The organism is Agrobacterium sp. OT33 (assembly GCF_017313365.1).
Classification (GTDB): domain Bacteria; phylum Pseudomonadota; class Alphaproteobacteria; order Rhizobiales; family Rhizobiaceae; genus Agrobacterium; species Agrobacterium rhizogenes_A.
The window spans coordinates 325,873-344,220 of record NZ_JAFLMZ010000003.1 but is presented as its reverse complement, the minus strand read 5'-3'; the positions used below and the strand labels follow the sequence as shown (position 1 = coordinate 344,220).

At 59.9% G+C, this 18,348-nt stretch carries 16 protein-coding genes; 11 read left to right on the top strand and 5 right to left on the bottom strand.

The window, feature by feature from the left end; genetic code table 11:
• Positions 1-119: 119 nt before the first annotated feature.
• On the bottom strand, positions 120-896 hold the full coding sequence (locus tag JZX88_RS09180; protein ID WP_065113941.1) for a 3-hydroxybutyrate dehydrogenase: 777 nt from the start codon (positions 894-896) through the stop codon (positions 120-122).
• A 232-nt stretch (positions 897-1,128) separates the two neighbouring features.
• Here JZX88_RS09180 and JZX88_RS09175 point away from each other — a divergent pair, with 232 nt between their 5' ends.
• From JZX88_RS09175 to sbmA, 4 genes are all read left to right on the top strand, one after another.
• Positions 1,129-2,190 carry an LLM class flavin-dependent oxidoreductase gene (locus tag JZX88_RS09175; RefSeq protein WP_174034268.1) on the top strand — a complete coding sequence of 354 codons (1,062 nt, stop codon included), beginning with the start codon at positions 1,129-1,131 and terminating at the stop codon, positions 2,188-2,190.
• Positions 2,191-2,244: 54 nt separating this feature from the next.
• A complete protein-coding gene (gene map / locus JZX88_RS09170; RefSeq protein ID WP_065655656.1) occupies positions 2,245-2,997 on the top strand; it encodes a type I methionyl aminopeptidase in 753 nt (250 codons plus the stop codon).
• Between the two features lie 298 nt (positions 2,998-3,295).
• Entirely contained in the window at positions 3,296-4,486 is a 1,191-nt protein-coding gene (locus tag JZX88_RS09165; protein WP_206913335.1) for an MFS transporter, read from the top strand.
• A 191-nt stretch (positions 4,487-4,677) separates the two neighbouring features.
• A complete protein-coding gene (sbmA, locus tag JZX88_RS09160; protein ID WP_142857196.1) occupies positions 4,678-5,946 on the top strand; it encodes a peptide antibiotic transporter SbmA in 1,269 nt (422 codons plus the stop codon).
• A 244-nt stretch (positions 5,947-6,190) separates the two neighbouring features.
• Here the strand turns inward: sbmA and JZX88_RS09155 are convergent, their stop codons facing one another.
• Positions 6,191-7,174, bottom strand: a complete 984-nt coding sequence (locus JZX88_RS09155) for a polysaccharide deacetylase family protein (protein ID WP_206913334.1) — start codon at positions 7,172-7,174, stop codon at positions 6,191-6,193.
• 149 nt (positions 7,175-7,323) lie between these two features.
• On the opposite strand from JZX88_RS09155, the gene JZX88_RS09150 reads away from it, so the two are divergent.
• The 5 genes from JZX88_RS09150 (at position 7,324) to JZX88_RS09130 (ending at position 11,851) form a co-directional block, all read left to right on the top strand.
• Positions 7,324-7,908, top strand: coding sequence for an NnrU family protein (locus JZX88_RS09150; RefSeq protein WP_206913333.1), 585 nt, complete (start codon positions 7,324-7,326; stop codon positions 7,906-7,908).
• A 155-nt stretch (positions 7,909-8,063) separates the two neighbouring features.
• Positions 8,064-8,735 carry a tetratricopeptide repeat protein gene (locus JZX88_RS09145; protein WP_065113933.1) on the top strand — a complete coding sequence of 224 codons (672 nt, stop codon included), beginning with the start codon at positions 8,064-8,066 and terminating at the stop codon, positions 8,733-8,735.
• Positions 8,736-8,868: 133 nt separating this feature from the next.
• Positions 8,869-10,299 (top strand): ribosome biogenesis GTPase Der, encoded by a 1,431-nt coding sequence (der, locus tag JZX88_RS09140; RefSeq protein ID WP_110756147.1) that lies wholly within the window; start codon positions 8,869-8,871, stop codon positions 10,297-10,299.
• 210 nt (positions 10,300-10,509) lie between these two features.
• The gene (locus JZX88_RS09135) at positions 10,510-11,118 is read left to right on the top strand and encodes a DUF2026 family protein (RefSeq protein ID WP_206913332.1); all 609 of its coding nucleotides are present in this window, start codon (positions 10,510-10,512) and stop codon (positions 11,116-11,118) included.
• Between the two features lie 121 nt (positions 11,119-11,239).
• Entirely contained in the window at positions 11,240-11,851 is a 612-nt protein-coding gene (locus tag JZX88_RS09130) for a hypothetical protein (protein ID WP_206913331.1), read from the top strand.
• 176 nt (positions 11,852-12,027) lie between these two features.
• Here the strand turns inward: JZX88_RS09130 and JZX88_RS09125 are convergent, their stop codons facing one another.
• Positions 12,028-13,077 carry a bifunctional monoglucosyl/glucuronosyl diacylglycerol synthase gene (locus JZX88_RS09125; protein ID WP_174034273.1) on the bottom strand — a complete coding sequence of 350 codons (1,050 nt, stop codon included), beginning with the start codon at positions 13,075-13,077 and terminating at the stop codon, positions 12,028-12,030.
• A 172-nt stretch (positions 13,078-13,249) separates the two neighbouring features.
• Complete coding sequence (locus JZX88_RS09120) at positions 13,250-14,170, bottom strand: sugar kinase (protein ID WP_161991714.1); 921 nt, start codon at positions 14,168-14,170, stop codon at positions 13,250-13,252.
• A 154-nt stretch (positions 14,171-14,324) separates the two neighbouring features.
• Between JZX88_RS09120 and JZX88_RS09115 the strand changes: the two genes are divergently transcribed.
• Together JZX88_RS09115 and aac(6') are read left to right on the top strand one after the other, a co-directional pair.
• On the top strand, positions 14,325-15,989 hold the full coding sequence (locus JZX88_RS09115) for an alpha-glucosidase family protein (RefSeq protein ID WP_206913330.1): 1,665 nt from the start codon (positions 14,325-14,327) through the stop codon (positions 15,987-15,989).
• Positions 15,986-16,438, top strand: coding sequence for an aminoglycoside 6'-N-acetyltransferase (gene aac(6') / locus JZX88_RS09110; protein ID WP_206913329.1), 453 nt, complete (start codon positions 15,986-15,988; stop codon positions 16,436-16,438). Before JZX88_RS09115 ends, aac(6') begins: the two co-directional genes overlap by 4 nt.
• A 99-nt stretch (positions 16,439-16,537) precedes the next feature.
• Here the strand turns inward: aac(6') and ade are convergent, their stop codons facing one another.
• On the bottom strand, positions 16,538-18,232 hold the full coding sequence (ade, locus tag JZX88_RS09105; protein ID WP_206913328.1) for an adenine deaminase: 1,695 nt from the start codon (positions 18,230-18,232) through the stop codon (positions 16,538-16,540).
• Positions 18,233-18,348: the final 116 nt, after the last annotated feature.

The window sequence follows — 18,348 nt, the reverse complement described above, 5'->3', positions numbered from 1 at the left end:
GACCGGCTGCCGAGCCGGTTTCTTGTCATTGTTCCGATACATCTATGCACGCCCTTGCGCGCATATCGATTTCCGTTTTGGCAATTCATTGTTTCCATAACGGAAAGAAAATCCGGCAATTATTGCGCCGTCCAGCCGCCATCCACGGAAATATGCGTGCCGGTGATATTGCTTGCGGCGTCGCTTGCCAGAAACAGGGCAGCCGCCGCCACGTCATCGACGGTGACGAATTGCTTGGTCGCCTGCAATTCCAGCATCACGTCGTTCTTCACCGCCTCTTCGCTGATGCCGCGCACCTTGGCCATTTCCGGTATCTGCTTTTCGACCAGCGGTGTCAGAACGTAACCGGGACAAATGGCATTGACGGTGACGCCCGTCTGCGCGAGTTCCAGCGCCGCTGTCTTCGTCAGGCCCATGATGCCGTGTTTGGCCGCCACATAGGCTGATTTGAACGGCGAGGCGACGAGACCATGGGCCGAGGAAATGTTGATGATGCGGCCTTTGCCGGCCTTCTTCATCAGCGGTATCGCGGCACGCATGGTATGGAAGGAACTGGTCAGATTGATGGCGATGATCCAGTCCCATTTTTCCGTCGGAAACTCCTCGATGGGCGCGATGTGCTGGATGCCGGCATTGTTGACGAGCACGTCCACCGAGCCGAGCTTTTCATGGGAAGTGTGGATGAGGTCGGCGATTTCGTCCGGTTTCGTCATGTCCGCCGGGTGGTAAAGCACGCGCCCGCCGCTTTCGGCTTCCAGCAAAAGACGGAGTTTTTCAATCTCGTCCTCGTCGCCGAAACCGTTCAGGACGATATTGGCGCCTTCCCTCGCAAATCTCTGGGCGATGGCAAGGCCGATACCGCTTGTGGAGCCTGTCACGATAACTGTCCGATGCATGCTTTCCCCTTTTTGCATTACTTCGCACATGTTTAAGCAGGTTATGCCCAAAGGGGGCGGGCTGGCAATCGCCATTTCGGGCGTCATTGCGCGGGCCATTTCAGGCAAGGGTGACGCGGTGGCGAATCCGGCTGCGCCTATCCATTTTTTCGAAGCTAAGCTTCCAGATTTTGCGTTTGTCTGGGGGGCTGTGCGTCCCTATCTCTGAGGCAAGCAAACAGAGGTATCGTTTATGGAACTCGGTCTTTACACATTCGCGGATGTCAATCCCAACCCCGCCGATGGCCGCGGGCCGGAAGGCGCGCGCCGGCTGAAGGATCTTCTCGAGGAAATCGAGCTTGCCGATCAGGTCGGGCTCGATGTTTTCGGGCTGGGCGAGCACCACCGCCCGGATTATGTCGCTTCCTCGCCCTCCACCGTGCTTGCGGCTGCGGCTGTCAAAACCAGGAACATCCGTCTTACCAGCGCCGTCTCGGTGTTGAGTTCGGATGATCCGGTGCGGGTGTTCCAGCAATTTTCGACCGTCGATCTCCTGTCGAACGGTCGCGCCGAAATCATGGCCGGGCGTGGCTCCTTCATCGAATCTTACCCGCTGTTCGGTTACGATCTCGAGGATTACGACGTGCTCTTCGCCGAAAAGCTCGATCTGCTGCTGGCGCTGCGCGAACAGGAAATCGTCACCTGGTCCGGCACCAAACATCCGGCCATCAACGGGCGTGGGGTCTATCCGCGCCCGCTGCAGGAACGTCTGCCGGTGTGGATCGCGGTGGGCGGCACGCCGCAATCGGTGGCGCGGGCCGGGGCCATGGGCCTGCCGGTGGCGCTTGCCATTATCGGCGGCGAATATCGCCGTTTCGCGCCGCTGTTCGATCTCTACCACGAGGCGGCACGCCGGGCGGGTCAGGAAAAGACCAAGCTGCGCACCAGCATCAATGTGCACGGCTTCATTGCCGACACCACCGAAAAGGCGGCGGACCAGTTTTACGGCCCGCAGGCGGAGGTGATGAACCGCATCGGCCGCGAGCGTGGCTGGGGGCCGACGAACCGCGCGCATTTCGATGCGGCACGCGGGCCGGAGGGCAATCTCTTCCTCGGCGAACCGGAACTGGTGGCGGAAAAGATCATCAAGGCGCATGGCGTGTTCAGGAATGATCGCTTCCTGCTGCAGATGGCGATTGGCCTGATGCCGCATGATCAGATCATGCGCGGCATCGAGCTTTATGGTACGAAAGTCGCGCCGATCGTCAGAAAAGAATTGACGGGGAGCGCCGATCCGGTGAAAGCCACGGCTTGATGATTACCAAGGCGGGCGTTTTGAGACCCGCCAGACAGAACGACGGACAGAGACATGGTCATTTCCACCGAAGAAGAACTGGTTCTGCTGAAGGATATCGGCCGTTTGTGCGCCGTCGCGATGCAGACCATGGCGGACGCGCTGGAACCCGGCATCACCACGGCCGAACTGGATGCGATCGGTCGCAAGGTGCTGGAGGATAACGGTGCGCAGTCGGCGCCGGAATTCTGCTACAAGTTTCCCGGCGCGACCTGCATCAGCGTCAACGAGGAAGTGGCCCACGGCATTCCGGGGCCACGCATCATCAAGGCGGGCGATCTCGTCAATATCGATGTCTCGGCGGTGAAGAACGGCTTTTTCGGCGATACGGGTTCGTCTTTCGCCGTGCCGCCGGTGAAGAAGGATATCGAACGCCTGTGCCGTGATGGCAAGCGCGCCATGTGGACGGGCCTGCAGCAGGTGAAAACCGGCCGGCCTTTCGCCGATATCGGCAATGCCATCGGCGCTTTCGCTAAAAAGAACCGCTATACGTTGATCACCAACCTCGCCAGCCACGGCATCGGCCGCTCGCTGCATGAGGAGCCGAAGGAACTGGCGACCTGGCCGGACAAGGACGAGCGACGCATCATGCAGGAAGGCATGGTGTTCACCGTCGAGCCCTTTCTTTCGACGGGCGCCTATTGGGCCGAAGACGGCGACGATGATCCATGGACGCTCTACAGCGATCCGAGTGCTCCGACGGTGCAATATGAGCATACGGTGGTGGCGACGAAAAACGGGCCGCTGGTGCTGACGCTTGCGGAGTGACAGCCACACCTGAATCCGTCACGCTCGCTTTTAAGGTCGGAGCGAGCGCGCGCCGCTTGTTTCTTCTCCCCGCCGGGGAGAAGTCCGCGGCAGCGGGATGAGGGGACAAGCTCTCCGAATTCCGGCTACGTTTCCCCCTCATCCGACCCTTCGGGCCACCTTCTCCCCGGCGAGGAGAAGAAACACGTGGTACCCTTGGAACGCATTGCCGCTCGCCGCGTGACCGATAAAGGCGGCTTATGACGCCGATCAAAATAACTCGTTTGTCGCTTATCCGCCCGGTTGCGATAAGCCATGCATGACCACCGACAAGCCACTTTCCGCCAGACATCTGACTGCACTCGGTTTCGCCGGGGCGCTCATGATGGCATCCGCCATGGGTTTCGGCCGCTTTTCCTTCACCCCCATCCTGCCCGGCATGATGGCGGATGTGCCGCTCTCGGCGGGGGATGCGGGCATCGTGGCGGCGGGCAATTTTGCCGGTTATCTGGCGGGTGCGGTGCTTTCGGCCTATTCCTGGGGTTCTGGACGGGAGCGGCTGGTGGCACTTGGCGGGCTGTTTTCCACCGCCGCGCTGCTGCTGGCCATGGCCGCTTTCAATTCCGTCGTGGCCTTCACCGTCATCCGGTTTCTGGCGGGTGTCGCCAGCGCGCTGACCATGATCTTCACCTCGCAGATCGTCATCGGCCATGCCGCAAAGGCCGGCAGGGACGCGGTTCAGGCGCTGCATTACGGCGGTGTGGGTGCGGGTATCGCCATCTCCTCGCTCGCGGTCTATCTGATCGGTGTCGTTTTTGATGGCGGCGGCGCCTCCTGGCGGGAGGAGTGGATCGCCGGTGCCGTCTTTTCCTTCCTGACGTTCCTTCTCGTCTGGCGGGTGCTGCCTGCAGGCCCGCCGCGGCATGCGTCCTCGGTGGCCGAGCCGCCGCTTGTATGGACGCGGCCGCTCTTCCTGACGACGCTCGCCTATGGGCTTTTCGGTTTCGGCTACGTCATCACCGCCACCTTCATCGTTGCAATTGCCCGCATGGCTGCCGCAGGTGCCTTCGTGGAGTTTCTGGCCTGGTTCATTACCGGCTGCGCCGCCGCCGTTTCGCTGTTCCTGTGGAAACCGGTGCTGAAGTCGCAGGGGCTGAAACGCGCTTTTGTGATCGTTCTCGCCGTCGAAGCCATCGGCGTCTTCGCTTCCGTGATGCTGCCGCCGGTGCCGGGTGTTCTCGCGGGCGGCCTGCTTCTGGGGCTGACCTTCATGGTCATCACGGCCTATGGTCTGCAGCTTGGCCGGGAATTTGCCGGGCCAAGCCCGCGCCGCGCCTTCGCGCTGATGACGGCCGCCTTCGGAACGGGCCAGATCGTCGGGCCGCTGGCCGCCGGCTGGATCGCCGAGGTGACGGGCAGTTTTACCGCACCCAGCATTCTCGCTTCCGCCGTGCTTGTCGTCAGCATTGTTCTGATGCTGCCGGTGCTCGCCACGGAGCGGCGGCGCTAGGCCTCTCCGGTTTTCCCCGCGCCGATCCAGATATTTTGCGAGGTTTTCGCCGGGATTTATCCGCCGTTCGCGTCTTACATCTTGTTAAGGTCAGCGCTTCGCCGTTGCTGTGCACAAATTTCTGCCCTAGGTTCGGGCCATCTAGTGCTTCGCCAATAATGGCTGATTTCAAACGCGCGTGAGTTCTAAACGTGTTTCATTCTTTCTTTCCCAAGCCGAAAGCCTTCTTTACCTCCGCCATCGTTTGGGCCTTCTTCGCCATTCTTGCCTGGTATTTCGTCGTTGAAAGGGTAGGGGCGTCCTGGGGCTATGTGATGCCCGAACAGGAACCCTACGATCTCAGTTATTTTCTGGTTCCCGCAAATCTGTTCTTTTACGGCTATCTCGCATCTTGCCTGGCGTTATTCGGCGTTATCTGGACTGTCATCGCCAGAGATCATCCCTGGAAGTTCTGGTCCATATGGGGATCGCTGCTGATTATCGCGGTGACCTATTTTGGCGTTCAGATTTCCGTCGTCATCAACAATTTCCGGCGGCCTTTCGGCGACCTTCTGCAAAATGCCCTTTCCAAACAACCGGGTATCGAAGTCTGGGATTTCTACAGCCTCCAGATCGTCTTCGCCAAGATCGCCTTTCTCAGCATGGCGGTTTCGATCCTGACGGATTTCTTCACCAGCCATTATATCTTCCGCTGGCGAACCGCGATGAACGACTTCTACATGTCCAAATGGGAAAAGCTGCGTCACATCGAAGGTGCTTCCCAGCGTGTTCAGGAAGATACGATGCGCTTCTCCTCCACGCTGGAGGCATTGGGCATCACCCTGATCAATTCGGTGATGACGCTCGTCGTTTTCCTGCCGATCCTGTTTGCGCTGTCGTCCTATGTCTCCGAATTGCCGATCATCGGCGAAGTGCCGCATGCGCTGTTCTGGCTGGCGATCGTCTGGTCGATATTCGGTACGGTGCTTCTGGCAACGGTCGGCATCAAACTGCCCGGTCTGAACTTCCGCAACCAGCGTGTGGAAGCCGCCTATCGTAAGGAACTGGTCTATGGCGAGGATCACGCCGACCGCGCCCAGCCGCCGACAGTCAAGGAGCTTTATTCCAATGTGCGGAAAAACTATTTCCGCATGTACTGGCATTATCTCTATTTCAACGTCGCGCGGTATTTCTACATTCAGGCCGATGCGGTGTTCCTGCTCCTGATGCTCGTTCCCACCATCGTGGCCGGCAAGATCACCTATGGTATCTACCAGCAGATCGCCACGGCCTTTGGTCAGGTCAGCAATTCGTTCCAGTATCTGGTCAATTCCTGGACGACGATCATCGAGTTGCTTTCCATCCACAAACGTCTCGTGGCCTTCGAAGCGGCGATTGATGACAAGCCCCTGCCTGATATCGACGTGCGTTATCTGCAGCGGGAAGCGGAAGCCGGTGAACTGGCGGCCAACAAGCCCTGAAAAAAGGCGGTCGATTGGCCGCCTTCAGGTCTTGAGCACGTCCTACGGAGACGGTGTGCTTGGTGAATTGCCTCATCCGCACCCGTCACCCCGGGCTAGATCCGGGGTCCAGCGCGATCAAGTCCTTGATCGCAAAAGACTCTTATCACGGCGCGGATGCGCCGTGGCTGGATGCCGGGTCGAGCCCGGCATGACGGAGGAGAGGTGTTCGACCTTTGTCACGAAACGGAGAGTGTGAGGAAGTTTACCCCTCGGTCTTCTGCTTCTTGCGGGCCTCGATCATCGGCATGGCCTCAGCATAACTCACGCAGGCGACATCGTCTTTCCGGCAGACTTCGCGCAGCAGGCGCTCATAGGCGTTCCAATAGGCGCCGCCATTCATCTTCACGAAATGAAAGCCCATCTGCAGCGGAATGCGCTCGCCATTGTATTGCCTGTCGAAAGCGTTGCGGAAGGCCGTATAGGCACGGTCTTCAAATTCCCTGGCGCGATCCGGCGTCTCGACGCCGATGGAATGGCGGATGAAGAGATTGTAGTCCATGGCGATGATGGGGCGGTTGCCCGGACCTTCGGGAATGAGCGGCAGGCCGAAATGTTCGATGCCGTCGCGTTCCACCGGCCATTCCGGTCCCTTGGTGATGCTGGTGGCGTCGTAAACGAAACCGTGTTTTTTCTGCGCGGCGGTCAGCGCCGGCCCCTGCGACAGATAGGGCGCGCGGAAACCGTTGATGTTCTTGACCATGTCGCGCCAGCCTTCGGGTTCCTCGCCCTTCTTGCCGATCATCTGCCAGGCATTTTCCAGCGTGCTGGTGAAGGTGGTGAATTCGCCGTCCCATTGTTCGGCGGTCCATTGGCCTCCATCGAAGTGGCCGCAGGTGTGGTTGCCGATCTCGTGACCTTCGCGATAAGCTGCCCAGATGTTCCTGAGCCTTGCCTCCACCTCTTCCGGCGATTGGCCGAAACCGACATTGGAGCGGCCGGCCTTCTGCCCGGGACCCTGATAGGTCTTGGCGCTGGTCTTCCTGTCCATCACCAGCGTGCAGGCAAGGAAATAGGTGAAATGCGCGCCGACTTGCCTGCCCGTCGCCCGGCTTCTTTCCCACAGTGTATTGTCGCCCGCGCCGTCGAAGGACACGATGACAAGCTGCTTCGGCTTCTCAGCCTCCTGCGCAAGAGCGGGAAGGGCGGCGAGAAGCGACAGGGAAAAGGCGGCAAATGGGCGAAACATCAGGTATCCGTCATATGAAACACCGTGGCCTTTTGCGGGTGGAATAAGGCGAAGCTTTGAATAGTCTGGCGTTTTCATGACTTTCGGCCTAATTCCTGTTCTTAACTGCGGTGATAGGGCCGCTTCGTTCCACCGGGGGACCGTGTTCCATGCTTTTTCTCGCACTCTGTCTTGCCTTGTTCCTGCTGACCCATCTTTTGAAGGTGGTCGCACCGCATTTTCGCGCGCGGATGATCGCGACGATGGGCGAAGGCCCTTTCAAGGGCGTCTATTCGCTTGTCAGCCTCATCACGTTCGGCCTCGTCATCCATGCCTTCGGCGAAGCGCGGCAGGAAACCGGGATGGTCTGGTATCCGCCGGTGTGGACGAGCCATCTCGCCGTGACCCTGATGCTGCCGGCGATGATCTGTCTTGTCGCCAGCCTCATCCCGGCTGGCCACATCGCAGTGAAGACGAAACATCCGCTCATTCTCTCGGTGAAGATCTGGGCGCTTGCCCATCTTCTGGCCAATGGCGAGACGTCCTCGATCCTGCTCTTCGCATCGTTCCTCGCCTGGGGCGTGGTGATGCGGATTTCGCTGAAGCGCCGGGAGCGAGCGGGCGAAAAAGTGGTCCGGGACTTCGTTTCGAGCCGCTACGATCTGGTGGCGGTTGTCGGCGGCATCGTTCTCTGGGGCGCTTTCATCCTGAAACTGCACGAATGGTTGATCGGCGTTCAGCCAATCGCGATGTAGGAAATCAACGTTTCCCCCTTACATATCAGGCAAAATAGGCTAGAAGGCCGACCAAGACCCGGTCGGCCTGACTTTTGCCAACCCGGGTAAGCGGCTTGGTATGTCCGCGAACGGATGGATCGGAAGCGATCTCCGCGCGGGTAACGGAGAATTTGATGGCAAACGAAAATGATACCTTTATCCGCGAAGTGAACGAGCAGATCCGCTCCGAGCAGCTGTCGCGCTTCTGGGGCCGGTACGGTATCGTGGTTGTGGGCGCCGCCATTCTCGTGGTTGTCGGCGCCGCCGGCGCGGGCATCTACGAATACTGGAACACCAGCCGCGCTTCCAATTCCGGCGACCAGTTTCTTGCGGCGCTGAAGCTCGCTTCGGACAACAAGACGGATGAGGCGCTGAAGGCCTTCGCCGATCTCGAAACCTCCGGTCACGGCAACTACCCCGTCCTGGCGAAGTTCCGCTCGGCCACGTTGCTGTCGCAGAAGGGCGATGCGGCCGGCGCCATCGCCGCCTTCACCGCCATTGGCAACGATACGTCCGCGCCGCAGGTCTTCCGCGATACCGCCAAGGTGCGCGCCGCATGGCTGCTGGTGGATAACGGCACCTATGATCAGGTCGTGGCGCTGGCCGAGCCGCTCAGCACTGAGGGCCAGACCATGCGCGCATCCGCCCGTGAGGCTCTGGGTCTCGCCGCCTACAAGGCCGGCGATTTCGCCAAGGCCAAACAATGGTTCGAACAGATCGTCAGCGACACGCAGGCGCCGCGCAACGTGACGAACCGCGCGCAGATCATGCTCGACAATATCACCGCTTCGGGCAAGGCTGCTTAAAGCCGCTTCGCCACACGAGATCGCCCCGGCATTTCTTCGCATTGCCAAAGCGATCCAACTCATTATTTTACGCATGTCCTTTGCCCAAAACAGGTAACGTTTTGGGCAGACGTGCTTTAAGGAACCAGGATCAATGAGCTTCACCGTCGCCATAGTCGGGCGCCCCAATGTCGGCAAGTCCACGCTTTTCAACCGCCTCGTCGGAAAGAAGCTGGCGCTGGTGGACGACACGCCGGGTGTTACCCGCGACCGCCGCCCCGGTGAGGCGAAGCTGGTCGACCTGCGTTTCACCATCATCGATACCGCCGGTCTGGAGCAATCCGGGCCGGAAACGCTTCAGGGCCGCATGTGGGCGCAGACGGAAGCGGCGATCGACGATGCCGATGTGACGCTGTTTGTCGTGGACGCCAAGGCGGGCCTGACGCCGGCTGATGAGACGCTGGCGGAAATGCTGCGCCGTCGTGGCAAGCCGGTCGTGCTGGTGGCCAACAAGTCCGAAGCGCGCGGCTCCGACGCCGGTTTCTACGATGCCTTCACGCTCGGCCTTGGTGATCCCTGCCCGATTTCGGCCGAACATGGTCAGGGCATGATCGACCTGCGCGACGCCATTGTCGAGGCAATCGGCGAGGATGTCGCTTTCCCGCCTGAGGTGGATGAGGCGGAGACGGATATCGTTCTGCCGCGCACCGAACCCGGCAGCGAGGACGAGGAAGACGAAGAGCCGGTTTATGACGAGACCAAGCCACTGCGCGTCGCCATTATCGGCCGGCCGAATGCGGGCAAGTCGACGCTGATCAACCGCTTCCTCGGTGAAGACCGCCTGCTGACCGGCCCGGAAGCCGGCATTACCCGTGACAGCATTTCGGTCGAATGGGACTGGCGCGGCCGCACCATCAAGATGTTCGATACGGCCGGCATGCGCCGCAAGGCCAAGGTGACGGAGAAGCTGGAAAAGCTCTCGGTCGCGGATTCGCTGCGCTCCATCCGTTTTGCGGAAACGGTGGTGATCGTGTTCGACAGCACCATCCCCTTCGAAAAGCAGGATTTGCAGCTGGTCGATCTTGTCATCCGCGAAGGCCGCGCCGCCGTGCTCGCCTTCAACAAATGGGATCTGGTGGAAGACCCGCAGGCCTATCTGGCCGATCTGCGTGAAAAGACCGAGCGTCTCTTGCCGCAGGCGCGCGGCATCCGCGCCGTGCCGATTTCCGGCCAGACGGGTTATGGTCTCGACCGGCTGATGCAGAATATCATCGATACCGACAAGGTCTGGAACCGCCGCATCTCCACCGCAAGGCTCAACCGCTGGCTGGATTCGCAGACCACGCAGCATCCGCCGCCGGCCGTTTCCGGCCGTCGCCTGAAGCTGAAATACATGACGCAGGTAAAGGCCCGCCCGCCGGCCTTCATGATTTCCTGCACACGGCCGGAAGCCATTCCGGAGAGCTATACGCGTTATCTGGTGAACGGTCTGCGCAAGGATTTCGACATGCCCGGTGTGCCGATCCGTGTGCACTATCGCGGGTCTGATAATCCGTTCGAGAGCAAGGCGAAGAAGAGGCGGTAATCGGTCGTCGTTTTTATGATGCACAAGGCTGCGGCGTGTTTCTTCTCCCCGAGGGGGAGAAGGTGGCCCGAAGGGTCGGATGAGGGGGCAACCTCTCCGTATATTGTTGGCCTCGCCCCCTCATCCCGCTGCCGCGGACTTCTCCCCCTCGGGGAGAAGAAACAAGCGGTGGACGCTCATCCAACGCCTTGTTTTGAAGAGTAAAAGACCATGCTGATCAAGCAGACCGACTATCACCGCATTTACCGCGTCATCAACAGCCTGCTCATCAGCCAGAATGCCGATCCCGCTTCGGCCTCCATGTATTTCAGCACTTTTGGTGCCTTCATCCTGCAGCAGCATTACAAGGTGAAGGCCGTGCCGAAGGGTGGGCTTGCGGCCTATAATCTTGGCGGCACCGTCCTGCTGTTCGCCGATCATCGCGACGACGGTTATGTGACGGGCGCAGGCGATAATTTCCACTGCTGGGTGGAGGCCGATGGTTGGGCTATCGATTTCATGGCGCCTGCCTTTTCGCAAGGCGCCGATGGGCTTTCCGTGCCGGCGAAAATGTTCCAGCGGCCGCTTGTCGCCATGGCGGCATCCATCAACGATCTCGGGCAATCCGGCGATTTCTTCTATCGCTCCGAACCCGAAGCCACGGCCAAGCGCTTTGCCGACTGGCACAAACAGGCGATGATCGGCGATATGGCGAGCGTTGCCGCCAACTGGTTCCGCAAGTCGCCGAAACAGATGGCCGCATCGCTTTCGGTAACGGATCGCGACGGCAAGGCGCGGACCGTGCCGCTTTTCGGCCAGATGCTCAACGGAGCGTGGTGAAGGCAAGTCACGCCGCAGGGCGTCGATCCCGAAGGTTTTGTCAGCAAAAGGTCTTTTGATTTATAAGGGCAATGTTGCTACGCAGACTGGGCTTTAACTGCGACGGGATTGACGTGTTCCTATGGCCGATGACACGATTTCAATAAGCTTCACGCCCGATCCGAAACATGTGCCCGACTATGTCCACGGCTATCAAAATCAGGCCTATGAAAATTACAGCATGATTTGTGACAAGTCCTGGAAGCGCCATTTTGCCTCGGCCAGAGCGCATCTATCCTCGTTTGCGGGACTTGCTGCCGGTTTCATCTATTCCTTAAGCCTGCCGTGGTTTCCGGGCGTCTGGCCGGTGGTCGGTTATTGGGTGTTTGCACCCGCACCGTTTGTGGCCCTCGCCATATGGTTCATTATCTCGTGGGGCTCGAGAAAGGAGATGAAATCCTATTACGAGGTTCTGGCACATTGGAATATTGCCAATGATCGGATGTATTCGCCTCACACGGAGGTCGAGATAGGACCCGAGGGTTACAAGCAGGTCACAAGACTGGACACCGTGCAGCTGAGCTGGGCGCGCTACCATCTCGCCATCACGCCGCCGGATAGTCTGGTGCTGGTTTTCCACGGGACGGTGGCTGTCATACCCAACAGCGCCCTGCCGATTGCTGCAAAGGACATCATCGAGAAGATCAACCACTGGTGCGCAGCCCAGCAGAAAGAGCTTCTTCCCTTATCCTGAAGCGGCATCTGAAAATGGCGGTATCATCCGGAAACAGAGGACGGCCAGCGTGTTCTCGCGGCAGCCGCCTGACGTCAATCAGCAGCCCGACCCCGTTCTAAAGATAACGGCAGTCGCGTCCTGATCGCCTTGTGACATTCTCGCTCCGTTTCGTCCACCGTTTCCGAACGGAATCCTCAGGCAAGCTGCGAACGGGATAGCAGCGGCAAGGATTTTCCGGCGGCGTGGATGACATTGTCGAGGAATTGCTTTGAGGCCTTTTCCCAGCTGTAGCTCCTGGAAAGCGCCAGCGCCTCCTGCGGCGAACAATGAAGCGCCGCCAGACAGGCATCGCGAAGATTGTCGTCCAGCGCACCGGCTGCCGGGTTACCGCCGAGAATATCGATCGGTCCGGTGACGGGGAAGGCGGCCACGGGCACACCGCTTGCCAGCGCTTCCAGAATGGTGTTGCCGAACGTGTCGGTCTTCGAAGGGAAAACGAAGACATCGGCCTGCGCATAGGCGTCGGCGAGGTCCTCACCGGTCTTGACGCCGGTGAACAGCACATCCGGATATTTTTCCTGCAATTCATGGCGGGCGGGGCCGTCGCCGACGACGATCTTCGATCCCGGCAGGTCCAGTTCCAGGAATTCCGGCAGGTTCTTCTCCACCGCCACACGCCCCACCGTCATGAAGATCGGCCGCGGCAGGTCGAAAGGCAGCTTTGCTTTCGGACGGGGATGGAAAAGTTCGGCGTCGATGCCGCGGCTCCAGCGCTTCAGGTTGCGCACGCCGCGCGCTTCCAGTTCGGTCTCAAGACTCGGCGTCGCCACCATGCAGGTGTTGCCGCCATTGTGGAACCAGCGCACGAAGGCGTAAAGCCAGCTTTCCGGGACGGGGAAACGTGCCGCGACATATTCGGGAAAGCGGGTGTGATAGCTGGTGGAAAAGCGCATATGGTTCTTCACGCACCAGCGCCGTGCCATGAAGCCGAGCGGCCCTTCCGTCGCAATATGCACAAAAGACGGCTGGCTTTTTTCGATCTCCGCCGCCACACGGCGATAACCGGCGACGGAAAGGCGGATTTCCGGATAGGTGGGGCAGGGGATGTTGTAGAAACTCTGCGGCGTGACCATGCGCACATCCACACCCAGCCGTGCCAGTTCGGTATTGGTGTTTTCTATCGAACGAACCACGCCGTTGACCTGCGGGTGCCAGGCATCTGTGACAATCGTGATTCTCGTCATGAAACACTGATCCTGCTCATCTGCGCACGGGCGAATCCCCATTGCCCGGCTTCTGCCCGTATATGCGGCGCGCGTGTTACAGGATCATGTCAGGGTGTGTGACGGCGGGGAAGCGTGGTTTTTGCGCAGAAGTTTGCGGTTATCCACGGCGCTCCCCCGGTGCGACGGAGCCTTATCCCACCAGCGGCAGCAGCTCGGGGCTGATCAGCGCGCCGTGGTGGCCGATGACGGTTGCCGCCGCCCTTGCTGCGAAGGTGGCCGCTTCCTCCGGCGAGCTGCCGGTCACGTAACGGGCGAGGAAGGCGCCGTTGAAGCTGTCGCCGGCGCTTGTCGTATCCACCACGTCCACGGCCTTCACCGCCGGTGCATGACTGCGACTACCGCCGAAATCGAGTGTCGCGCCCTTGGCGCCGTCTTTCACGACGATGTTCTCGACGCCGAGGGAACGGTAGCGGTCGATGGTCGCTTCCACGGAGACATCGCCGAAATGGCTCGCCTCGTCATCGAAGCTTGGCATGACAAGCGTTGCGGCGCGTGCGCCGTTGGAGATGGTCTCGAGCATCGTATCCCTGTCCGCCCACAGGCGCGGGCGGATGTTGGGGTCGAAGACCACCAGCTTGCCCGCCGCCCTGGCGCGGCGCAGTTCGGCGAGGAACGTATCGACATCATGGGCGGAGGCGAGAATGGCGAGCGTGATGCCGGAGAAATAAACGACATCGGCGCTTTCCACCGTCCTGCGCAGGTGGTCCGCATCGGCGGCGAGCTGTCTTGCGGCGGCGGCGTTGCGCCAGTAGCTGAAGGTCCGCTCGCCGTCCTTCAGGTTGATGAGGTAGAGGCCGGGCGTGCCGCCCTTGATGCGGCGGATTTTTTCGGTGCCGATGCCGGCATCCGCGATGAAGGTGAGCATGTCTTCAGAGAGAGGATCGTCGCCGAGTGCGGTGAAATAATCGACCGACCAGTCGCCCGGCAGGCAGGCGCGCGCATACCAGGCGGTATTGAAGGTGTCGCCCGCAAAACCCTTGCGCAGCAGCCCGTTGCCGGCCTGCGACAGTTCCACCATGCATTCGCCAATCGACAGAAACCGTCCGCCCACGCCGTCATCCTCCCGTTTTTTCCAGCCATGCGGCTTACGACGAGTGCGCGCCGCTGACAAGGGCGGTTGTGGCCGTTTGTGCGTGTGCGAAGTTCCGGTTTACGCGGCCGCACAGGCTTTATATTCTCCCGCCAGACACATCAGGAGATCGCCGATGACGTTACCCCATGCCCCGGTCCACAAACCCCAAGCGCAATCGGACTGGTGGAAGGGAGCGGTGATCTATCAGGTCTATCCGCGCTCGTTTCAGGATACGACGGGTGACGGTTACGGCGATCTTGCCGGCGTGACGAAACGCCTGCCCTATATCGCCTCGCTCGGTGTCGACGGCATCTGGCTCTCGCCCTTCTTCACCTCGCCCATGGCCGATATGGGATATGACGTTTCCGATTATTGCAATGTCGATCCGATGTTCGGCACGCTTGCCGATTTCGACGCGCTGATGGCAGAGGCGCACCGGCTGGGGCTGAAGGTCATCATCGATCAGGTCATTTCACACACGTCGGACCAGCATCCATGGTTTGTGGACAGCCGGGCGAGCCGCACCAACAGCAAGGCCGACTGGTATGTCTGGGCCAATCCCAAGCCGGATGGCACCGCCCCCACCAACTGGCTTTCCGTTTTCGGCGGCCCGGCATGGGAATGGGACGGCGTGCGCAAGCAATATTACATGCACAGCTTCCTCGCCTCGCAGCCGGATTTGAACTTCCACAATCGCGAGGTTCAGGATGCGCTTCTCGAAACAGTACGTTTCTGGCTGGAACGCGGCGTGGACGGTTTCCGGCTCGATACCGTCAACCATTATTTCCATGACAAGCTTTTGCGCGACAACCCGCCGCTTTTCGACGAGGAAAGTTTTGGCCTCGATGCATCCGACGTCAATCCCTACGGTATGCAGGACCATCTCTACGACAAGACGCGGCCGGAAAACGTGGCTTTCCTCAAGCGCTTCCGCGCGCTGCTCGATGAATATGAAGGCCGCGCCACGGTGGGCGAGGTGGGAGATGGGGCGCGCTCGCTGAAGACGGTGGCGGCCTATACATCCGGCAATGACAAACTCAATATGTGTTATACGTTCGACCTGCTGGGGCCGGATTTCAGTGCAAAACATCTGCGCGCCTCGGTGGAGACCTTCGGCAAGGTGGTGACGGATGGCTGGGTGTGCTGGGCCTTTTCCAACCATGATGTGGTGCGCCATCTCAGCCGTTTTTCCGAAAGCGTGGAGGAGCAGACACGGGTGGCGAAGCTCGCCATCTGCGTTCTCGCCAGCCTGCGCGGCTCCATATGTCTCTATCAGGGCGAGGAGCTGGGGCTGACCGAGGCCGAGCTTGCGTTTGAGGATCTGCGCGATCCCTATGGCATTCGTTTCTGGCCCGCCTTCAAGGGGCGCGACGGATGCCGCACGCCGATGGTGTGGGAAACCGGCAAGCCGAATGCCGGTTTTTCAAGCGCTGAAAAGCCCTGGCTGCCGGTGCCCTATGTCCATGCCATGCAGGCTGTGGATGCGCAGGAGCGCAAGCCGGACTCGGTACTGAACCATTACCGCGCTGTCTTGTCCTTCCGCAAAGGTCACGGCGCGCTGCGTGACGGGGACATACACTTCATCAAGACCAACCTCGATGTGCTGGCCTTCACGCGCAGCAAGGGTGACGAAAAACTGCTGTTCGTTTTCAACCTGACGCGTGAGGCGGTGGAGTTTCCGGTGCCGAAGGCCATGCGTGTCACGGATATTGTGCCGATGCCGGGTTTTGCGCCGCTGTTCGATGCTGATATCGTGAAGCTCGAGGGGCTGGATGTATTTTGCGGGATCGTTGCATGAGTGGTCAATTCGTCATTGGAAACGCCGCCGACTATCGGGATGACTGGTGCCTTTTGCGGCACCGGCTGTGGCCGGATACCTCGCCCGCCGAACATATGGCGGAATTGCGGGACGTTTCCGAAACCGGGGCTGGGTTGATTGTCCACGATCCGGCCGGAGTGGCCATCGGTTTTGCCGAGGTCAGCCTGCGGCGGGATTACGTCAACGGCTGCGATACCTCTCCCGTGGCGTTTCTTGAGGGAATTTATGTCGAGGAGGCGTTTCGCAGACAGGGCGTTGCCGCCGCGCTGGTGGCCGAAGTGACCCGCTGGGCGGTTGGTCAGGGCGTGAGCGAGCTTGCTTCCGATGCCGATATTGCAAACGTCGATTCCCATCGCATGCATGCGGCACTGGGGTTTGAGGAGACGGAACGGGTGGTTTATTTCCGCAAGCTGCTGCCCTCGGATTGAGGGGAGACATAATGATTTTTGCCGATCCTCCACTCTTGTGACAAGCACAGGAATAGGGATCGGCGTTTCATCCTCCCAGCCGGGATGTTTTCCGGTCAATCAGATCAGCGCAAACCGGTCCACGTCCACCATGCCCATATCCGAAATCTTCAGATGCGGGATAACGGGCAGGGGCAGAAAGGCCACCTGCAGGAAAGGCTCTTCCAGTGTGGTGCCGAGCGCATAGGCCGCTTTTCTGAGCGTGTGCAGCGTGTCGCGCACCGTCTCGTAGGGTTCGAGGCTCATCAGCCCGGCGACGGGAAGCGCGATTTCGCCGCTCACCCTGCCGTCTTCCACCACCACGAAACCGCCCTTGATTTCGCCGAGCCGGTTGGCGGCCAGCGCCATGTCGTCTTCGCTCACGCCGACGACGCAGATATTGTGGCTGTCATGGCCGACGGTGGAGGCGATGGCGCCTTTCTTCAGGCCGAAACCCTGAACGAAACCATTGGCATGGTTGCCGTTCTTGCCGTGTCGTTCGATGACGGCGACCTTGATGATGTCGTTCTCGAGATCGACTGTCGTCTGGTTGCCATCCGTCGGCAGTTTATAGCGGCGATGTTCGGTGATGATCTTGCCGGGAAGCACGCCCATGACCGGTGTTTCGCCTTCGGTGACAGGCACGCCGAAATGGGAAGCGAGTACCGGTCGTGCCTTGACGCTGTCGAGACCAACGGGGGCGACCGGCTTGCGGGTGGCAAACAGGGCGTCATCGACGATCCGACCGCCGGAAAGCACCATGCCGGCCTTGCAGTTCTGCAGGCTGTCGATGACCACGAGATCGGCGCGCCAGCCGGGCGCGATGAGGCCACGGTCACGCAGGCCGAAGGCTTTTGCGGCGGAAATCGAGGCGGCGCGGTAGATGGCGAGCGGTTCGACGCCATTGGCGATGGCGGTGCGGATCATGTAGTCGAGATGGCCCTGTTCGGCGATATCGAGCGGGTTGCGGTCATCCGTGCAGAGCGCCAGATAGGGCGACAGGCGTTCGGTGATAACAGGCATCAGCGCGTGCAGGTCTTTCGAGACCGAGCCTTCGCGCACCAGAATATGCATGCCCTTGCGGATTTTTTCGAGCGCTTCCGGTGCATTCGTGCATTCATGTTCGGTGCGGATGCCGGCGGCGAGATAGCCGTTCAGCGCGGTGCCTGACAGAAGCGGTGCGTGGCCGTCGATATGCTGGCCCTGAAACGCCTCAAGCTTCGCCATGCATACCGGGTCCTTGTGGATGACGCCGGGAAAATTCATGAATTCGGCAAGCCCGATGACCTTCGGGTGATTGCGAAACGGCAAAAGTTTCTCGATCGGCAGATCGGCGCCCGATGTTTCCAGATGGGTCGCGGGCACGCAGGAGGACAGTTGCACGCGGATGTCCATGATGGTTTCCATGGCGCTGTCGAGGAAGAATTGTAGCCCTTCCACCCCCAGAACATTGGCGATCTCATGCGGGTCGCAAATGGCTGTCGTGACGCCATAAGGCAAAACGCAGCGGTCGAACTCATGGGGGGTGACGAGCGATGATTCGATGTGAAGATGTGTATCGATGAAACCCGGAACGACGATCTTGCCGGTAATATCGATTTCCCGGCGGCCCTCATAGTTTTCGCAGGTGCCGACGATGGTATCGCCGCAGATGGCAATATCCGACGCAACAAGTTCCCCGGTCACGAGGTCGAAGAAGCGTCCGCCTTTTAGAACCATATCTGCCGGTTGACGGCCCGTACCCTGATCGATGCGCGTTTCAAGTTTCGAATTCATGCGGTTCTTCTTTGGCTCCAGCTTTGCGTTATGCGCGAGATTTTTTAGTGTTCACATTCTCAGGTTGTTTCTTGATGTATTCAGATTGATTCTTCGTGTTTTAAATATATCCGGAG